The sequence below is a fragment of the Streptomyces lydicamycinicus genome (assembly GCF_000829715.2).
GTDB lineage: Bacteria > Actinomycetota > Actinomycetes > Streptomycetales > Streptomycetaceae > Streptomyces > Streptomyces lydicamycinicus.
In genome coordinates, this window is sequence record NZ_BBNO01000001.1 from 956,590 (window position 1) to 974,115 (window position 17,526).

The window sequence follows — 17,526 nt, forward strand, 5'->3', positions numbered from 1 at the left end:
CGCCGCCCCGACGCACACGGCCCGAATTCCCCCTCCGTACGTCTGGAGCTTCCGCATGCCCGTTTCCGCCTATCCCACCCGCAAACTGGCCGCCGTCGGCGCGGTCGTCGCCCTCGTCGTCGCCCTGATCGCCATCGCCATCGCGGTCGGCTCGTCCGTCGAGGGCGACCGCGACACCGGCCGCGGCGACGCACCCGAGGCCGCCGCCTCCACCGATCCCCAGGAGGACCCCGCCCAGCAGAAGATGTTCGACGACCTCGCCGAGCGGACCAGCCGGCGCGCGGACGGCGACCCGCTGGCCATCGGCAAGAAGGACGCCCCGGTGGTCCTCGTCGAATACGCCGACTACCAGTGCTCGTTCTGCGGCCGCTTCACCCGGGAAACCCAGCCCGGCCTGATCAAGAAGTTCGTCGACAAGGGCACCCTGCGCATCGAATTCCGCAACTTCACCGTCTTCGGCGCGCACTCCGAGCGGGCCGCCCGTGCCTCCTGGGCCGCCGGGCAGCAGGGCAAGTTCTGGCAGCTGCACGACGAGCTGTACGCCAAGACCCGTAAGGGCGCGGCGCTCGCCGAGGACAAGCTCGTCGACCTGGCCCGTAAGAGCGGCGTGGACGACCTCGACAAGTTCCGTACGGACATGAACAGCGCGGAGGCCGAGCGGGCGCTGAAGAAGGATCAGGACGAGGGCTACCAGCTCGGGGTGCAGTCCACGCCGTCCTTCCTGGTCAACGGCCGGCCGGTGGCCGGGGCCCAGCCCCAGGAGGTCTTCGCCCAGGCCATCGAGGAGGCGGCGGCCCGGGCGAAGCACGGTGCGGCGGCCAAGGGAGCCGGCAAATGACCGACATCGGCTATCTCGCGGCGTTCCTGGGCGGTGCGCTCGCCCTGCTCAGCCCGTGCAGCGCACTGCTGCTGCCGGCGTTCTTCGCGTACTCCCTGTCCACGCCCGGCCGGCTGGTCGCCCGTACCGGCGTGTTCTATCTGGGACTGGCCACCACACTGGTGCCGCTCGGCGCGGCCAGTACGGCGGCCAGCCGGCTCTTCAACGGCCACCGTGATCTGCTGATCGCCGTCGGCGGCTGGGTCGTCATCGCGATGGGCCTCGCCCAGATCCTCGGCCTGGGCTTCGCCTCCCGGCGCGCCCAGGCCGCCGCCGCGCGGATCACCCCGCGGTCGGCCGTCTCCACCTTCCTGCTCGGCTGTGTCTACGGCCTGGCCGGATTCTGCGCGGGGCCGATCCTCGGCGCGGTGCTGACGGTGACGGCGGTCAGCGGCTCACCGGTGTACGGCGCCTCCATGCTCGCCGTCTACGCGCTGGGCATGGCGCTGCCGCTGTTCGTACTGGCGCTGCTGTGGGACCGCTGCAAGCTCGGCACCCGGGGCTGGCTGCGGGGCCGTGAATTCACCCTCGGCAGGCTGCGGTTGCACACCACCTCGCTGCTGTCCGGGGTGTTCTTCATCGGTATCGGTGTGCTGTTCCTGTGCTTCAACGGGACCAGCGCGCTGCCCGGCATCCTCGACGCGGACAGCGAATTCCGGGCCGAGGAGTGGGCGACGCGGATCGGGAACGGCGTCCCGGACGCCGTGCTGATCGCGGTCGCCGCGCTGGTCGTCGCCGGGGTGCTCGGCCGGTTCGCGCTACGGCCGGAGAAGAAGCGGGACGGCGGCGAGTAGCCGGGGCGGAGCGGGCCGTCGGGGGACGGGCCATTGGGGCACGGGCCGGCGAGGCCCGGCATACGGGAGGGCGGGGCAGCGCACGCCCCGCCCTCCCGCCCGTTGGTCCCGGCTCCTCGCCTCCCCGGCCTCCGGACGGTTCACCGGCCTCAAAGCCACACGTTGTCGTTGACCGAGCCCAGGCCCGTGCCGGACAGCCGCCGGTGGAGGGCCAGTGCCTGATCCTCGGTCAGCGAGGCGACATGGTCCGCGGCGGCCCGCAGCCGGTCGCCGTGCAGCGCCAGCTCCTCGGCGCGGTCCGGCGGCAGCAGCTCGGGCGCGTCATGGCTCCAGCGCAGCAGCTCGCTCACCACCCGCCGCTTGCCGTGCTGCTGGGTGGCCAGCGCCGGCCGGTCGATGACGTAGCACCACACCAGCTCCTTGAGCAGATCGCAGGCGGCCCGCCGGTCCGCCGGGATCACCAGCTGCGCCCCGTAGCGGATCGCCGCCGCGCCGCCCACCTCCAGCTCGATGCCCCGGGTGAAGTACGAGATCAGATCCGCGGTGCGGCGGTTGACCGCCACCGCGTCCTCGTGGCTGCCGCTGTACGGGGCGGGCACCGCCAGCCGCTTGCCGATGTCCTCCATCATCACCAGCGCGGCCGCCCGGTCGAAGTCCTCGCCCGCCCGCGCCCGTTTGGCCTGCACATAGTCCAGGAAGCGGCGGGTCTCCCGCTCGGTGTCGCTGCCCGCGGCGCCGTCCGGCGGGAACAGCGCGGCCAGCGGGATCAGGCCCGTGCGGTAGAAGTCCTCGACGTCATGGCAGGCGTAGGTGACATCGTCCGCCCAGTCCATGACCTGTTCCTCGACCGGTACGGCGGTGTCCGTACGGCCGGCCCGCACCCAGGAGAACGCCTCCCGGTCGGCGACGTACACGCCCCACTTCACATGCCGTGCCGGGTCCTGGTCGACGGGCGCCCGCTCCCACGGGTATTTCGTGGCGGCGTCCAGACAGGCGCGGGTCAGATGCAGCCCGCGGTGGCCCGGGTATTTGTGGGCGGCGAGGAAGGTCAGTACCCGCAGGGTCTGTGCATTGCCCTCGAAGCTGTCGAGGACACCGTCCGCGAAGTGCAGTTCGTCCATCGTGGCCCGCAGCGCCAGCTCACCCGCGTGCCCGAAGGGCGGATGGCCGATGTCATGCGCCATGCACGCCGCCTCGACGAGCGCCGGATTCGGCCCGCCGTACTGCCGCTCCAGCCGCTCCGCCATCCGCCGGCCGAGCTGTGCCACCTTCATCGAGTGCGTCAGCCGGGTGTGGTACGCGCCCAGCTCGGCGCTCGCCACCACCTGGCTCTTGCCGGCCAGCGCCCGCCACTGCGTCGAGTACAGGATCCGGTCGACGTCATGCTCGAACCCGGACCGCTGCCCGTCGTCGGGCACCCGTCGCCGGAGGGAGTGCTGCTCTAGATCCTCATCGCTGTATGTGGCAGGTCGCATGCGCGGATGGTAGTCCTGCCCCGCCCACCGGGGCCCCTTCCGGGCCCACAGCATCCACCGGCTCTAGGCGCTGAGGCGCCGCCGCCAGCGAGGATGCGGTCGGGCGTACGGGCGGGTGTGCGGAGGGTGGGCGTCCGCCCGGCGCCGGCGGTCGTTGCAGAGCAGGCACTTCCCGTAGCCCGGCGGAAGGGGATCTTCCGGGTCGCCGTACAACGGGTCGACCGCACCGTGCGGATGCAGGGCGCAGCCGGTCGGGCCGGTCTCGGCACCCAGCGAGCTGGCGGCGGTCAGTGCTTGGCGGAGGACGTCGACGAGCTGGTCCGCGTCACGCCGGGTGGGCGCGGACTGCAAGGCCGAGGCAAGGTCGGAGGCGGTGGTCAGCGCGGTCTGGAGTTCGCGCAGGTTTGCGTAACCCATGTCCCGGAGCGTAGGCGGCCCCACTGACAGTTGATCTTCCGATCGCACTTCGCGGCTTCCCATGGCCGGATGCATGCCCGCTCACACCCACGATTTAGCACCGGGATGATGACGGTCCCCTAGCCGGGCCATGACATGCGGGGGCGGGGATGGGTTCGGGGCGGGGCGGGGGCGGGGTGGGACAGGGCCGGACAAGGCCGGACAGGGCGGGCCGGTGAGGTGCCGCTGCCGCGGCTCTGCTCCCCCCCCACCCCCGAACCCACCCCCCGCCCCCTCCCCCGAAGGGGGAGAGGGGGAGGGGGCGGGGGAGAGCTCCGGGCCCCGCGCGGAGCGGGTTTCCGCGGCCGTGCGAGCGGGACCTCCGAGGCCGTGCGGGCGAGGCCTCCGGCGCCGCGCGGACCTCCGCGGCCGCGCAAGCGGGGCCTCCGACGCCGCGCCCAAGCAGCTCCACGAGCCCGCCGACCCCGCCCGCCCCCGCCCCCCCCCCGGGAAGCGACCCCTCAAGGCGCGATCGGCAGCGCCCGCTTGTGCTCTGTGAGGTGGTAGCGGCGGACGATCGCCTGGGCGGCTGCGTCGTCGACCGGCTTGCCCTCCAGGAAGTCGTCGATCTGGTCGTAGCTCACGCCGAGCGCGTCCTCGTCCGGCTTGCCCGGGTCGAGGGTCTCCAGGTCGGCCGTGGGCACCTTCTGGACCAGCTCCTTCGGGGCGCCCAGTGCCGCCGATACGGCGCGCACCCGGCGCTTGGTGAGCCCGGTGAGCGGTACGACATCGGCCGCGCCGTCGCCGAACTTGGTGAAGAAGCCGGAGACCGCCTCGGCCGCGTGGTCGGTGCCGACGACCAGGCCGTCGTGCGCACCGGCGACCGCGTACTGCGCGATCATGCGCTGCCGGGCCTTGATGTTGCCCTGGACGAAGTCCTGGTGGTGGGCGTCGCGGAAGGTGAGCCCGCCGTCCAGCGCGGCCTGGAGCGCCGCATCGCTCGCCGGGCGGATGTCGACGGTCAGCTCCCGGTCGGCGCGGATGAACTCCAGCGCCCGCTGGGCGTCCTTCTCGTCCGCCTGGACGCCGTACGGCAGCCGCATCGCGTAGAACGTCGCCTCGTGCCCGGCGGCGCGGGCCCGCTCGACAGCGAGCTGGCAGAGCCGGCCCGTGGTCGTGGAGTCGACGCCGCCGCTGATGCCCAGGACCAGCGAGCGCAGGCCCGTGGAGGTCAGCCGCTCCGTGAGGAAGGTCACCCGGCGCTCGATTTCCTGCTCGGCGTCGAAGGACGCGGTCACCTGGAGATCCCGGGCGATCTCCTGTTGCAGGGCCTTGGACGCCGGGTCGGTCACGGGCTGCTCCTCTTGTCTCGTGCTGCGTCGCGCGGTGGTCGTGACGCGCTGTTCCTGTGGCCCGTACGCAGCGTTTATCCGCCGCCCGCGTGCGGTGCCTGGCGACGCGAATCAGCGTGCCGGTAGGAAACCTTATGCCGGGTGCGCCCACTTCTTGAGGGCGGCCTTGGTGGAGAAGTCCGCGACGTCCTTGTCCAGCGGGTGGTCGGTGTACTGATGGATGCGCCACTTCGCCTTGATCCGCGGGTGCCCGGCGGTGACGTAGTCGGCGATCCACAGGCCGTCGGCCGCGTAGGACGTGGTGTCGTGGTGGAGCCAGAAGTCGCGGTTGCAGTAGAGCATCACCCGGTGCGTGGGCCGCAGCCTTTTCACCTCGCGCAGGAACTGGTCCTTCTGTGCATTGCTCGCATAGGTCCCCTCGCCGGTGCGTTCCCAGTCGCAGGCCAGAATGTCGCCCTGGACCGAGACACACTTCTCGACGAAGTATTTCGCCTGGGCGGCGATATTTCCCGGCCACAGAAAGTGGTAGAAACCGACCACACAGCCCGCTTTACGGGCCTTTGACGCCTGCGCCGACTGGTGCGGGTTGATGTAGGAGCGGCCTTCTGTGGCCTTGACGAAAACGAAATCCAGCCCCGCGGTGGAATACGAGGTGTTGTAGGAGCTGACATCGACACCATGCAGCATGAGCGGCCTCCTGCCCTCGGACCTGCGGATTCGAAGCGTCAACTGCTCGAAGCGCCAACTGCGTTGCCGTGTTCCGGGCGTTCCGTGATCGGCAATTCGGTGATCCGGTGGTGATCCGGTGCTGTGATCCAGCGATTCTGCGTTCCGTGCGATTTCCGTTTCGTTTCCAGCAGTTCAGCATGTTCGCTACCGGGGACGCCAGGCAAGAGGCGGGAAGTTCCTTGTGGCGCGGTCAAGTTGAGGCGGGGCCGGTCCCGCCGACCGGACCGGCCCCGCCGTCCGTGGGCGGCCGGTTCAGCGCCGCAGGGCGCGTCGCAAAAGCCGTCGTGCGCGGGCGCGGATCCGCGCCATGGCCCGCTCCCGGGCCCGCCGGCCACGCGTCGCCCGCAGTTCCTCGAAGAGGAGTTGATAGCGCTCGGCGATCGGCTCCGGGTCGTAGCGGTGCGAGCTCTCCCGCGCGTTCCCGGCCATCGTGCGCCGCCGCTCGGGGTCCTCGATGAGGGTGAGCAGGGCATCGGTCAGCGCCGGGCCGTCGCCGCGCGGCACCAGCAGCCCGTTCGTGCCGTCGTGAATGATCTCGGCCGGGCCCAGCGGGCAGTCGGTGCTGACGACGGGCACCCCGCAGCGCATCGCCTCCACGAGGGTCATGCCGAACGATTCGGCGTCCGAGGCCGAGGCGACGATCGACGCCTTGGCGAACTCCGCCTCGATCGGTGAGCGCGGCCCGGTCAGCTCCGCCTGCCCGCCCAGCCCGAGCCCGTCGATCAGGCCCTGGAGCTGCGTCCGCTCGGCGCCGCCGCCGTGTATCCGCAGCCGCCAGTCGGGGTGCTTGGCGGCGACCCCGGAGAACGCCTCTATCAGCAGGTCGAAGCGCTTGCCGCGGACCAGCCGGCCGGCCGCAGCGATCACCTTCGAGGTGCCCTCCGACGGCGGACCGGCCGGCGCGGGCACGATGTTCGGCACCGCCAGCACCCGTACGCCGGGCAGCGGCATCCGCGCGCGGTAGACGGCGGCATCCGCCTCGGTGGTGGTGACCACGGCGTCCAACGTCCGGTAATGGCGGGCGAGTTCGGCGCGCAGCCGCTTGCTGTGCGCGTCGTGCCGGAGGTGCTCCTGGGCGATCCGCAGCGCCCGGCGGGGGCCGAACAGGGCCAGGTAGACATTGATGCCGGGCCGGGTGCCGATCAGTACGTCCGCGTCGGTGGTCCGCAGCAGCTCCGCGGCGCGGACATCGACCAGCCGGCTGTACTGGTGGTGCCGTTTCTCGGTGAGCGGGAAGTCCCGCGCGGGCTCACCGAACAGCGGGTCGGCCATGTCCTCGCTGCCGACCCGGGTGTCCACCAGCGGGATCAGCCGCACCCGGGGGTCCACGGTGAACCGCGGGACCTCGCGGTGCCGCAGCATCGAGACGATCTCGACCTCGTGCCGGTCGGCCAGCGCGGCGGCGAGGTTGAGGGTGGTGCGGACCGTGCCGCCGATGGCATAGGCGTTGTGCAACAGGAGGGTGATCTTCATGCGGTGTGGTGTCTTCCCCGAGGTGTGCCGAATCATTCCGACCGGCCGGTACCTGCGCGGCGGGCCGCCGCGACCGGCCCGTCCGGCACGTGGTCACCGTGTCGCCACGGGGTAAGCCGATGGCGTGGCCGGGGTGAGAGCCCGGTAAGAACCAGGGGTGAGAGCCGGGTAAGAAAGCCGCCTCCCCACCGGCCGCCTGTCTTCGCACCGCCGGGCCCTTGGCAGACTTGCCGGGTGACCCATTCCGTACTGCTCGCCGAGGACGACCGCCCCATCCGGACCGCGCTGGAGCGTGCGCTGACCCTGGAGGGATACCAGGTCACCGCCGTCGCCGACGGCATCCAGGCGCTGGCCGCAGCCCACCGCGAGCGCCCGGACGTGATCCTGCTGGACGTGATGATGCCGGGCATCGACGGGCTTCAGGTGTGCCAGGTGCTGCGGGCCGAGCAGGACCGCACCCCGATCCTGATGCTGACCGCCCGGGTCGAGACCGCGGACCGGATCGCCGGCCTGGACGCCGGGGCGGACGACTATGTGGTCAAGCCGTTCGAGGTCGAGGAGGTCTTCGCCCGGCTGCGGGCGCTGCTGCGGCGCACGACGGCCGGCGCTGCCGGGGCGGAGGACGGCGAGGGGCCGGGGACCGGTCCGGACGCTGCCGAGGAGCCCGGCGAGACGGGCGGGGGCGCGGAATCGGGCGGAGCGTACGAGGCCCGGGTGGCGGACAGCGGTGTCGTCGAGGCCGCGGACCTGCGGATCGACGGCCCCTCGCGCCGTGCCTGGCGCGGCGAGCGGGAGCTGGAACTGACCCGGACCGAGTTCGAGCTGCTGGAGCTGCTGGCCCGCAACGCCGGGATCGTGCTGGACCATTCGACGATCTACGACCGGATCTGGGGCTACGACTTCGGGCCGGGCTCGAAGAACCTCGCGGTGTACGTGGGCTACCTGCGGCGCAAGGTCGATGTCCCGGGCAGCCGCCCGCTGATCCACACGGTGCGTGGCGTCGGTTACGTGCTGCGGGAGGACTGAGATGTCCGGGCCCCGTGACCGCACCGGGAGCGGTACCCGCGCCGGCCGCCGCCGGCTGTGGGTCCGGCTGTGCGCACGGCTGCGGTCCTGGCGGCGCGGCGGATCGGCGGCCTGGGTGCGCACCCGCCGGCCCGCCAGTCTGCGCACCGCCTTCGCGGTGGCGTTCGCCGCCGGGGCCGCGGCGGTGACCGTCCTCGTCGGATTCCTCAGCTACGACGCGGCGGCCCGGCTGGTACGGGTCGATGAGAAGTCGGTGTTCTCGCAGGTCGTACGGGATCTGCGGACCCAGGTCCAGGAGAAGCCGTTCTGGCCCGCCGACTACGCGACCGCCGACCCCGACCACGACGGGCCGCGCGACGACCTCACCCGGCCCAGCCGGACCGAGGTGCAGATCCTGGGCGCCGGCGGCCAGATCGTGGAGCGGGGGCGCCCGGCGCTTCCGGCCGGTGCCGCGGAGCGCCGGATCGCCGTCGACGACCGGGCGGGCCTGCACGCGGAGCGGGAGGCGGACATCGGCGACGAGGAGTACCACGTCGCGACCGTCGCGCTCGGCGGCGGCCGCGGGGCGGTCCAGGTCGCCCAGAAGTTCAGCGAGACCGAGGATCTGCTCTCCGCGCTCCAGCAGCGCACCGCCCTGCTGGCCGCCGCGGTCATCACGCTGGCCGGAGCGGGCGGCTGGTGGCTGGCGCGGCGGATCACCGGCCGGCTGGTGCGGCTGACCGCGGTCGCCGAGAGCGTGGCGGAGCACGGCCGGCTGGACGTCCCGGTCCCGGTGGCCGGGCGCGACGAGGTCGCCCGGCTCGGCCGGGCCTTCGACGACATGCTCGGCCGGCTGGCCAGCGCCGTACAGGACCAGCAGCGCCTCGTCCAGGACGCCGGCCATGAGCTGCGCACCCCGCTGACCTCGCTCCGTACCAACATCTCGCTGCTGAAGCGGTTCGAGGAACTGCCGCCGGACGCCCGCGAGGAGCTGCTGGCCGACCTCGCGGGGGAGGCCAGGGAACTCAGCGATCTGGTCAATGAGCTGGTGGATCTGGCCGCCGGACAGCGGGATGACGACCCGCTCGCCGAGGTGAGTCTGGCCGAGGTCGCGGAGAAGGCGGCCGCCTCGGCCCGCCGCCGCACCGGCCGCGAGATCACCGTACGGACCGTGCGCCCGGCGGTGGTCGAGGGCCGGCCCGCCGCGCTGCACCGTGCGCTCACCAACCTGCTGGAGAACGCCGCCAAGTTCGATGCGGGCGGCACCGCGCCGATCGAGGTCGTGGTGACGGGCGCCCGCGCAGAGGTCCTCGACCGCGGTCCCGGGATCGAGGACGCCGACCTCACCCGGGTCTTCGACCGCTTCTACCGCGCCGCGGCCGCCCGCGGCCTGCCCGGCTCCGGCCTCGGCCTCGCCATCGTCCGCGAGATCGCCACCGCCCATGGCGGCCACGCCTTCGCCACCCACCGCCCGGGAGGGGGCGCCACCCTGGGCTTCACGGTCGGCACGGGGACGGGGACGGGGACGGGGTCCGGCGGCGGAGCCCATGCGGAGACCGGGGGGACGGGTTCCTAGTGTCCTGCGTCGGAGATTCGTCGTCGGTTCGGTAGGAGTCGTCCAGGTCCGAAGATTCCGCCGTTGTCGCCGGCCGGTGCCCAACGGGCTGTACGGGACGGCCGGTTGTGTCGTCGTGCGACCGCCCAGGCCCTGGCTCAGCGGTCGCGGATCGTGCTGGAGTGCGCCGAGGGGCGCCCTGGTGGCATGGAAGAAGATCGCCCACTTGCGCGCACAGCAGGGCCCGTACCGTTCCCGGATCGCGCCGCGCGAGCCCCCCATCCGCACCCGACGCTTCTGCCGCCGCCGGCTGCCGGTGCCGCCCGAGGCGCTGGTGCAGGGGCCGCCCCCACTGCCGCCGGCTTTCCGCAACTGATGCGTGCAGTCCCGGGGGAGGGTTGTCACCACCGGCCGCTACGGTGGCCCGCATGACCGATACCAAGTACTGGACTTCTGCCCCGGACCGGATAGTTCGCGGCTCGATGGGCCTGTGTCATCTCACCGTGGCTCAGCCGCCGTTCACCATCGACGCTCGCAGCCTCCCGGCCAACGACTCCGATCAGGCCCGCCTGTTCGTCGAGTCGTTCGGCGGCATCGAGGAGGTCCTGGAGGATCTCGGTCCGCGCTCCGTGCAGACGCCGCTGCCCTCGTCGGTGCGTTCCGATCTGGACATCGTTCATGCCGCCGTGTGGGGCGGCATGCGGGCCATTTCGACCCCTGCCTTCGCCGACGACGGCAACGGGAACCCGCTGTTGGCCGAAGCCGAACGGATGCGGGAGCGCTTCCCCGCAGCGCGGATCGTGGGCCACGTCACCTACTACGGCGGAATGGAGCACACCGAAACCGTCGTGATACTCCCCGACGGCGCCATGTTCCATGCCTCCGGCTGGCCCGACGACGAACCGTTCGTCGTCCTGGGCGACCCCCACGCCGTCACCGCCAGCCTCGGCCTGAGCAGTTGGATGCTCACCGCCGCCGATATCGACCTGGACCAGCCCCACCACGAGATCGAATGGGCCTCCCTGGCCGGCCTGGCACTGGGGCACTCGGACCCCTGGGGATGGGAGGAGATGCAGACCACCGCCTTCCGAGTACAACACAGCGATCTGTCCGTCTGCTCGATGGAGGGCCTGTACTTCATCTGAGGCGCAAGGAAGCGGCGCCCGCTGTCTGGAGGGGCCGCGGATAGCCATGTCGACACTCCATTAACTCGGCTTTATCTGGGTGCAGTTGGGGCTATGGTGTCCGGGCGGCGCGTACACGTCACGGGGGCCCACGTGCCGCCCACGACCCCTCAGGCCCCACCCGAGGGAAAGACGAGCTCTTGAACAAACTGCTCCGCATACCGTCCCGGTGGCGGTTAGCGGCCCGTTTCACGGCCGCCTTCGGCCTGACTGCGGCCGTCACCGTGACCGGGCTGCCGGCCGTGCACGCCGCGCCGCCGAAGCTGCCGCCGGTCTCGGCGAAGATGAAACCCGGCTCCGGCCAGCGCTGCGACGTCCGCAACAAGCTCCCGGCCGCCGCGAAGACCCCAGCGAACTCCGGGTTCCCCAACGACCTGACCGGGAACCTCTACAAGGACACCGCCCTCCCGCGGAAGTTTGAGTACGACCTTCCCGGCCAGGCGTACGACGGCCTGAAGACGCCGACGGCCGACGAGAAGACGCGGGCGCTGTCGAAGGTCCCCGGCGACCTGGAGAAGAACGTGGCGGCCTGGAAGAAGGCCGCCGACATCTCCAAGAAGCCCGAGGACCGGGCCATGGAGATCTACGCCCGGTACTTCGCGAACAAGGAGGGCCTCGGGTTCAAGCACTGGTTCGACAAGCGGTACATCCGCAACCAGATCAACAACCACAAGGGCTCCGGCTTCGAGCGGCAGCTCGTCAAGGACTACCGCCTGGTCGGCCCGGACTGGCTGTGTGAGGTCACCGTCGAGCTGTTCGACAAGAACGGCGACAAGGTCGGCGAGCGCCGCTACGACGCCTACAACCAGAAGACCAAAGAGTTCAACGAGTTCAAATCCAACAGCAAGCTGACCGCCAAGCAGCTCGCGAAAGACCGGGTCGTCGCCAAGTCGATGCCCAAGCACACCTTCCGCTTCATCGGCGCGAAGAAGTTCACCAAGGGCCAGGTCAAGCACATCAACGACCTGGAACGCGACGTCCGCGCCATGCGAAACGGCAAGACTGGGCAGGTCCGCGGTAACCAGCGGTTCTACAACCCGGTGCCCAAGACCACTCCGATCCGCGGATTCTCCGACCACCAGCGGTGGTTCGCCCCCGCCTGCCAGACCGGCGGCGGTACGCGGACGCAGCTCCTGGCGGCCGGCGCCAACAACTGCGGCACCCGCGGCCCCGCCAACCAGCGAGCCATCTCCTCCGGGAAGACCCTGGAAGAGGCCAAGCGCTTCCAGAGGGATGCCAACCGCCTCGACCCCAGGGGCACCCTCCCCAGGGGCGGCCCTGGCGGCGTCGACTTCACCACCATGGAGCTCCGCTACGTCGGTGGCCTCGGCAAGGGCAAGGGCATGCAGTACTCCATGCGTGCCGACCAGATGCCCGACCCGGACAACAACCCCGGCTTCGGCGGCGAGAAGCGGATGCAGCTTTCCTCTGACGCCCTGTTCACCTGGCTCGCGCTGACCCCTGAGAAGTTCTGGGTCAACTTGAACCCGGACCAGCCGGCCAAGGTCATGGACGCGAAATTCGGTAAGACCGACGCCGGCCGTGTCCTCCTCGACGCGGATCTGCTCATGAAGTACGACTTCTCCGAGGCGCTGAACCCGAACAAGCACGTGGAGGGTAAGCGCTACTGGGACTCCGCGCCGCGCCGCAACGGCATGCCGTGCTTCCCCGGTACCCGGTTCTGGATCGAGCCCGACGAGGCGAAGGTCCGTGAGCAGGACGGCGGGATCTACATCCTCGACTCGCCGATGGATGTCTCCGCCGAGTGGCTGGACGTCGACTACACCGTCCCCGGCTCCACCGAGTGCACTGACCTCTCGGACGCCGAAAAGAAGCGGATCGAGGCGTCGGTCAACGCCAACATCGTCCCGATCATCCAGGAACGGGTGAACAAGGACCCCAAGTACGCCGAGCTGCGCGCCGTCTACAACGCTCGCGTCGCCGCCGAGTACATCCGCCAGACCGACGCCAAGTCCCCGACGGACTTCCACCAGATCATCAACTCCAATGATGTGTCCGCATGGCCGATCCGAGCCCCGCACCAGGACTGGACCCGCGAGAAGGTCTGGGACAAGTACATGAAGTCGTACAAGGAAGGCATCGAGTGGTTCGAGCTGGAGTACGGCGGCAAGATCTACAAGCAGGGCGTCGGCGGTGTCGACTTCTCCAGGCAGCCCAAGCGCAACATCAGTAAGACGCGCTTCAACCTGGAGAACCGGGACTTGGACAACACCACCCGCAACTCCCGCGAATCCGATGACACCTCCTACCGGGACACCGACACCCTCTACCTCGGCGCCGGACCCAGCGGCGACGAAAGCGGCGAGGACCCGGGCGGCGACCCCACCCCCACCCCGACACCCACCCCGTCGCACACCGGCAAGCCGACCCCGTCAGGCCAACCCTCCACGCCGGGCACGCCGGATCCGACGCACAGCAGCGGCGGACAGCCCCCGGCCGCATCGGACCCAGGCGACCCTGACGGCGATCTTGCCGACACCGGCAGCAACACCCCCATCGGCCTGATCGCAGGCATCGCTGCGGTGCTCGCGGCGGCCGGCGGTGGCCTCATGTGGTGGATGCGCCGACACCGCACCGCCCAGGAGTAGCCCGGCCGGGCAGTACACCTCACAGGAAGGGTTCCACCCGCGACCCGGGTGGAACCCTTCCCTTTCCCACCAGGGGGCGAAGCTCTGGTCATGGGGTGCGGACCGTGTCCGGGGTGATCCGCAGCCGACGGGAGACCTCCATGATCGAGCGCCCGTCGGCGCACTCCAGAGGGCCCGCGCCGGACGGCACCCCCTACGGGCCTGGATCAGGAAGCGTCGTCCCCGGCACCGGGCTGCGGCCCCCGGGGCGCCCCGCCCCCCGCCCCTCCGAGCAGATTCCGCAGCAACTCCTCGTCCTCGCTGGGCAGTTGGGAGACGAAGCGGGCGAGCGCGGCGCCGCGGTCGGGCTGCTTGTCGAGTTCCTTGCGCATCCGCCGGGCGGTCAGCCCCGCGGAGTCCTGGAGGGGCGAGTACGTGAAGCCCCGGCCGACCCGTGAGCGGGACACCGCCCCCTTGTCATGCAGCCGGGTGAGGATCGTGGTGACGGTGGTGCGCGCGAGCCGTCCGCCCAGGGCGCTCTGCACCTCGGCGGGGCTCAGCGGGCCCTCGGCCGCCCAGAGCGCCGCGAGCACGCCCGCCTCCAGCTCGCCGGGCGGGCGCCGCCGCACAGGTGGTGTCTCCGCCATGGCACGCCCTCCACCTGTTCGTCGTCTACAGTGCCGTGGACCGTCTACGTGACGGTAGTCGGTCGGGCCGGTCGCACGGCAGGCCCGCAACCCATTATCGGAGGGGCCGCCGACATGGCCGTAGCCGCCGCCTTTCCGCGGGTGAGAAGGGCTGCCCAGGCCGTGAACGGGTGCGACGCCGGCTCCCTGCCCACGCGGTCCGGAGCGCTCGGCATCGCCGTCGCCTCGTATGCCGGGACCGTCCTCCGGGCCACCCGCCCGTACCCCCTGGCGGCCGCGCGGTGACCGCCTCGGGACCGGAGCCGGGACCGGCGGCGGAAGAGCCACGGCCGGCGCCGCCCCCGCGCCGCGATACCGCCGCCCTCCTCGCCGTCGCCGCGGCCTGCGCGGCGCTCTTCGCCGCCACGGCCGTGGCGGTGTCCGTACGGCACGGCGTCCCGCTCGCCGCCGAACAGGCCGCCGTCCGCTGGTCCGCCGCGCACCGCGGGGAGCCCGCGCGCTCCATGGCCGGCGCGCTGACCGCCACCGGCAGTGGCCCGGTCCCGTATCTGATGGCGGTGCTCGCCGGTCTGCTGGCCGGCCGGCGGGCGCGCGGCCGGCTGCGCGCGGTGTGCTGTGCCGTCGTCGTCCTCGCCGCCGGCCAGGCGATCCGCTACGGCCTGATGGAGCTGCTCGCCCGCCCCCGCCCGCCGGCCGCCGACTGGACCGGTCCCGCCTCCGGATACGCGTTCCCCTCCGGCCACGCCACCACCTCGGCGCTGGCGGCCGGAATCCTGGCCTGGGGCATCGCCCGGCGCGCCCGCCCCGCCGTGGCCCGCACCTGGTGCGCGGTGCTCGCCCTCTGGGCCGCCGGAGTCGGCCTCACCCGCGTCTACCTGGGCGTCCACTGGCCCGGCGATGTCCTCGGCGGCTGGTTCCTGGCGGCCGGACTGCTCGCCCTCGCGCTGCTTCTGGAGCCGTTCGCCCTCCGTCGGCCCGACCGCGCCTGACCGGCCCGGTACGCGCCGCCGCGCCTCCACGGCCCGGCGTCGGCCGCCCCACGGCACCCATTCCCATGAACAGCTGACGATCGGACCAGGTCTTCCCCAAGGCGGCATGGACGTGTCCCGCGCCGAGCAGCACTGTCCTGGGCGCCGGGACGGCGAAGCGATCCGGCCACGGCGCCGCTCACGGCACGTACCACCGCACCACCAGGGGGAACGCACCGATGAACCAGCCACTCGACACCCCGCCGCCGTGGCGCACCGCGTCCCACGGGCGCTGCCCGGCCGCCGCCGCCAAGGACCCCACGCCGTGCGAGGGACCGCGGGACGCGGCCACCATCGTCGACCGCCACGGCCGCGAGTCCGCCGGCTGTGTCCACCACTGCGCCCGCCTGCTGGCCGGCCTCGAAGGCGCCCGGGTCCACCCCTTCGTCCCCGCGCCACAGGCCCTGGACGTCTACTCCCGGGCCCGCGAACTCCCGCCCTTCGCCTGGGAGATCGGCAGATAGCCCCCGGTCACCGCCCTGGCCGCCGCCGGCCCCGGCCACCCCCGCTCCCGGTCAAGTCCCACGCCTCGGGGCGCCGTGTCCGCATCCGCACGGCGCCCCGATCCCGAGTGCCGGGCCACGACGCGGTCATCGACGACGCGCGGCCGGGCCCGGCACCCCCTCAGCACTCGATGATGTTGACGGCCAGCCCGCCCCGCGCCGTCTCCTTGTACTTGACGCTCATGTCGGCGCCGGTGTCCTTCATGGTCTTGATGACCTTGTCGAGGGACACGTGGTGGCGGCCGTCGCCGCGCAGCGCCATCCGGGCGGCGGTGACGGCCTTGACGGCGGCCATGCCGTTGCGCTCGATGCACGGGATCTGGACCAGGCCGCCGACGGGGTCGCAGGTCAGGCCGAGGTTGTGCTCCATGCCGATCTCGGCGGCGTTCTCGACCTGTTCGGGAGATCCGCCGAGGACCTCGGCGAGGCCGCCGGCGGCCATCGAGCAGGCCGAGCCGACCTCGCCCTGGCAGCCGACCTCGGCGCCGGAGATGGAGGCGTTCTCCTTGAAGAGCATGCCGATGGCGCCGGCCGCGAGCAGGAAGCGGACGACACCGTCCTCGTCGGCGCCGGGCACGAAGTTGATGTAGTAGTGCAGGACGGCGGGGATGATGCCGGCCGCGCCGTTGGTGGGGGCGGTCACGACCCGGCCGCCGGCCGCGTTCTCCTCGTTCACGGCCATCGCGTAGAGCGTGGTCCACTCCATCGCGCGGGCGGTGGGGTCGCCTTCCGAGCGCAGCTGGCGGGCGGAGTGGGCGGCGCGGCGTCGGACCTTCAGCCCGCCGGGCAGGATGCCCTCGCGGCTCGTACCGCGGGTCACACAGGCCTGCATGACCTGCCAGATCTCCAGCAGCCCGGCGCGGATCTCGTCCTCGGTGCGCCAGGCCTTCTCGTTCTCCAGCATGAGGGCGGAGATCGACAGACCGGTGTCCTGGGCCAGCCGCAGCAGCTCGTCGCCGGTGCGGAAGGGGTGGGTCAGGACGGTGTCGTCGGGCACGATCGGGTTCTCACCGGCGACGGCGTCCTCGTCGACGACGAAGCCGCCACCCACCGAGTAGTACGTCTTCTCCAGCAGGGGGGCGTCCGCCGCGTCGTAGGCGAAGAGCGTCATGCCGTTCGCGTGGTACGGCAGCGCGCGGCGGCGGTGCAGGATCAGCTCGGCCGATTCATCGAAGTCGATTTCGTGGGCGCTGCCTATTTCGGCGCCCAGCAGCCGCAGCCGCTTGGTGGTGCGGATGCGCTCGACCTCGGCGTCGGCGGATTCGACATCGACGGTGCGGGGGGAGTGGCCTTCGAGGCCGAGGAGGACGGCCTTGGGGGTGCCGTGGCCGTGGCCGGTGGCGCCGAGCGAGCCGAAGAGCTCGGCGCGGACGCGGACCGTCTGGGAGAGCAGGCCGTCCTTCTTGAGGCGTCCGACGAACATCCGGGCGGCGCGCATCGGGCCGACGGTGTGGGAGCTGGAGGGGCCGATGCCGATGGAGAAAAGGTCGAAGACGGAGATGGCCACGGGGGCGGACTCCCTTGTCTGCTCGTGGTGGACGGTGGAGCAATGGGGCAGGAGGGGGTGTTTCTGCGCCGTTTGTCGAGCGTAACGCGGACGCGGTGCAGCGCCGTCGGACGGAAACCCGCGGGCGCCCGTCGTCAGGGGTAACAGTTGGTGTCGGGGTGGATACGGAACCGGAAGCCGGCCGTGTGGGGGCCGGGCCGTCGAGGGCCCGGTGGCCGCGTGGGCGGGGCCCGGCGTACGGAATCGAGTGCGGGCCGGGGCCCGCTGGACCGGTCCTGTGACGGGGCTGTCGCCGTCCGCCGTGCCGGCACGGTGTGCCGCAGGTCTCACGGGAAACCGCCGGGACCTGCGGGAGGGGAGGAGCAGGGCCGGTGGCCGTGAGCCCGGGGCGGTCGGCCCCGGGCTCACGCTCC

The 17,526-nt window shown here is 71.9% G+C and carries 16 protein-coding genes; 9 read left to right on the forward strand and 7 right to left on the reverse strand.

All coding sequences use genetic code 11. From position 1 onward, the window contains the following. Positions 1–55 precede the first annotated feature (55 nt). Together TU31_RS04135 and TU31_RS04140 are read left to right on the forward strand one after the other, a co-directional pair. The gene (locus TU31_RS04135) at positions 56–838 is read left to right on the forward strand and encodes a DsbA family protein (RefSeq protein WP_042148961.1); all 783 of its coding nucleotides are present in this window, start codon (positions 56–58) and stop codon (positions 836–838) included. Next, positions 835–1,671 (forward strand): cytochrome c biogenesis CcdA family protein, encoded by an 837-nt coding sequence (locus TU31_RS04140; protein ID WP_042148964.1) that lies wholly within the window; start codon positions 835–837, stop codon positions 1,669–1,671. The genes TU31_RS04135 and TU31_RS04140 overlap by 4 nt, the downstream gene beginning before the upstream one ends. 149 nt (positions 1,672–1,820) lie before the next feature. On the opposite strand, the gene dgt is transcribed toward TU31_RS04140, so the two are convergent. From dgt to TU31_RS04165, 5 genes are all read right to left on the reverse strand, one after another. Beyond that, complete coding sequence (gene dgt / locus TU31_RS04145) at positions 1,821–3,146, reverse strand: dGTP triphosphohydrolase (RefSeq protein ID WP_245698395.1); 1,326 nt, start codon at positions 3,144–3,146, stop codon at positions 1,821–1,823. Between the two features lie 63 nt (positions 3,147–3,209). Further along, positions 3,210–3,563 carry a hypothetical protein gene (locus TU31_RS04150; protein WP_042148970.1) on the reverse strand — a complete coding sequence of 118 codons (354 nt, stop codon included), beginning with the start codon at positions 3,561–3,563 and terminating at the stop codon, positions 3,210–3,212. A 500-nt stretch (positions 3,564–4,063) separates the two neighbouring features. After that, positions 4,064–4,894: an NAD(+) synthase gene (gene nadE, locus TU31_RS04155; protein WP_042148973.1), complete on the reverse strand. Its 831-nt coding sequence runs from the start codon at positions 4,892–4,894 to the stop codon at positions 4,064–4,066. Between the two features lie 132 nt (positions 4,895–5,026). Continuing rightward, positions 5,027–5,581 (reverse strand): GH25 family lysozyme, encoded by a 555-nt coding sequence (locus TU31_RS04160; protein WP_042148977.1) that lies wholly within the window; start codon positions 5,579–5,581, stop codon positions 5,027–5,029. Positions 5,582–5,875: 294 nt separating this feature from the next. Continuing rightward, complete coding sequence (locus TU31_RS04165) at positions 5,876–7,096, reverse strand: glycosyltransferase family 4 protein (protein WP_042148980.1); 1,221 nt, start codon at positions 7,094–7,096, stop codon at positions 5,876–5,878. 234 nt (positions 7,097–7,330) lie between these two features. Between TU31_RS04165 and TU31_RS04170 the strand changes: the two genes are divergently transcribed. From TU31_RS04170 to TU31_RS35785, 5 genes are all read left to right on the forward strand, one after another. Further along, positions 7,331–8,122 (forward strand): response regulator transcription factor, encoded by a 792-nt coding sequence (locus TU31_RS04170; RefSeq protein WP_042148983.1) that lies wholly within the window; start codon positions 7,331–7,333, stop codon positions 8,120–8,122. Between the two features lies 1 nt (position 8,123). After that, positions 8,124–9,677 carry a sensor histidine kinase gene (locus tag TU31_RS04175; RefSeq protein WP_042148986.1) on the forward strand — a complete coding sequence of 518 codons (1,554 nt, stop codon included), beginning with the start codon at positions 8,124–8,126 and terminating at the stop codon, positions 9,675–9,677. A gap of 181 nt (positions 9,678–9,858) precedes the next feature. Continuing rightward, entirely contained in the window at positions 9,859–10,032 is a 174-nt protein-coding gene (locus TU31_RS38465) for a hypothetical protein (RefSeq protein ID WP_158894241.1), read from the forward strand. Between the two features lie 52 nt (positions 10,033–10,084). After that, positions 10,085–10,801: a DUF6333 family protein gene (locus tag TU31_RS04180; RefSeq protein WP_219819182.1), complete on the forward strand. Its 717-nt coding sequence runs from the start codon at positions 10,085–10,087 to the stop codon at positions 10,799–10,801. A gap of 179 nt (positions 10,802–10,980) precedes the next feature. Then, complete coding sequence (locus TU31_RS35785) at positions 10,981–13,449, forward strand: LAETG motif-containing sortase-dependent surface protein (RefSeq protein WP_052718811.1); 2,469 nt, start codon at positions 10,981–10,983, stop codon at positions 13,447–13,449. Positions 13,450–13,655: 206 nt separating this feature from the next. Here TU31_RS35785 and TU31_RS04190 read toward each other — a convergent pair whose 3' ends face one another. Continuing rightward, a complete protein-coding gene (locus TU31_RS04190; protein WP_042148992.1) occupies positions 13,656–14,075 on the reverse strand; it encodes a BlaI/MecI/CopY family transcriptional regulator in 420 nt (139 codons plus the stop codon). 281 nt (positions 14,076–14,356) lie between these two features. Between TU31_RS04190 and TU31_RS04195 the strand changes: the two genes are divergently transcribed. Next, complete coding sequence (locus tag TU31_RS04195; protein ID WP_042148997.1) at positions 14,357–15,064, forward strand: phosphatase PAP2 family protein; 708 nt, start codon at positions 14,357–14,359, stop codon at positions 15,062–15,064. 218 nt (positions 15,065–15,282) lie between these two features. Further along, positions 15,283–15,567: a hypothetical protein gene (locus tag TU31_RS04200; protein ID WP_042149000.1), complete on the forward strand. Its 285-nt coding sequence runs from the start codon at positions 15,283–15,285 to the stop codon at positions 15,565–15,567. Between the two features lie 160 nt (positions 15,568–15,727). Here TU31_RS04200 and TU31_RS04205 read toward each other — a convergent pair whose 3' ends face one another. Next, a complete protein-coding gene (locus TU31_RS04205; RefSeq protein WP_042149003.1) occupies positions 15,728–17,113 on the reverse strand; it encodes an L-serine ammonia-lyase in 1,386 nt (461 codons plus the stop codon). Between the last annotated feature and the right edge of the window lie 413 nt (positions 17,114–17,526).